We start from the raw sequence: 1,204 nt of genomic DNA on the forward strand, positions 1-1,204 counted from the left end.
TGGAAAGTGCGGCCATAGTGGGTGATAGCCCCGTACACGAAAATCTCTTATCAATGAAATCGAGTAGGACGGAGCACGAGAAACTTTGTCTGAATATGGGGGGACCATCCTCCAAGGCTAAATACTACTGACTGACCGATAGTGAACCAGTACCGTGAGGGAAAGGCGAAAAGAACCCCGGAGAGGGGAGTGAAATAGAACCTGAAACCGTATGCGTACAAGCAGTGGGAGCCTACTTTGTTAGGTGACTGCGTACCTTTTGTATAATGGGTCAGCGACTTATATTCAGTGGCGAGCTTAACCGAATAGGGGAGGCGTAGCGAAAGCGAGTCTTAATAGGGCGTTTAGTCGCTGGGTATAGACCCGAAACCGGGCGATCTATCCATGGGCAGGTTGAAGGTTAGGTAACACTGACTGGAGGACCGAACCGACTACCGTTGAAAAGTTAGCGGATGACCTGTGGATCGGAGTGAAAGGCTAATCAAGCTCGGAGATAGCTGGTTCTCCTCGAAAGCTATTTAGGTAGCGCCTCATGTATCACTGTAGGGGGTAGAGCACTGTTTCGGCTAGGGGGTCATCCCGACTTACCAAACCGATGCAAACTCCGAATACCTACAAGTGCCGAGCATGGGAGACACACGGCGGGTGCTAACGTCCGTCGTGAAAAGGGAAACAACCCAGACCGTCAGCTAAGGTCCCAAAGTCATGGTTAAGTGGGAAACGATGTGGGAAGGCTTAGACAGCTAGGAGGTTGGCTTAGAAGCAGCCACCCTTTAAAGAAAGCGTAATAGCTCACTAGTCGAGTCGGCCTGCGCGGAAGATGTAACGGGGCTCAAACCATGCACCGAAGCTACGGGTATCATCTTATGATGATGCGGTAGAGGAGCGTTCTGTAAGCCTGTGAAGGTGAGTTGAGAAGCTTGCTGGAGGTATCAGAAGTGCGAATGCTGACATGAGTAACGACAATGCGAGTGAAAAACTCGCACGCCGAAAGACCAAGGTTTCCTGCGCAACGTTAATCGACGCAGGGTTAGTCGGTCCCTAAGGCGAGGCTGAAAAGCGTAGTCGATGGAAAACAGGTTAATATTCCTGTACTTCCAGTTATTGCGATGGAGGGACGGAGAAGGTTAGGCCAGCCTGGCGTTGGTTGTCCAGGTTTAAGGTGGTAGGCTGAAATCTTAGGCAAATCCGGGATTTCAAGGCC

At 50.8% G+C, this 1,204-nt stretch carries 1 rRNA gene; it reads left to right on the forward strand.

The window, feature by feature from the left end:
• Nucleotides 1-1,204 (forward strand): 23S ribosomal RNA (locus ACF8SD_RS23915); the annotation flags it as partial.

The organism is Pseudomonas sp. CJQ_9 (assembly GCF_043106615.1).
Lineage (GTDB): Bacteria > Pseudomonadota > Gammaproteobacteria > Pseudomonadales > Pseudomonadaceae > Aquipseudomonas > Aquipseudomonas juntendi.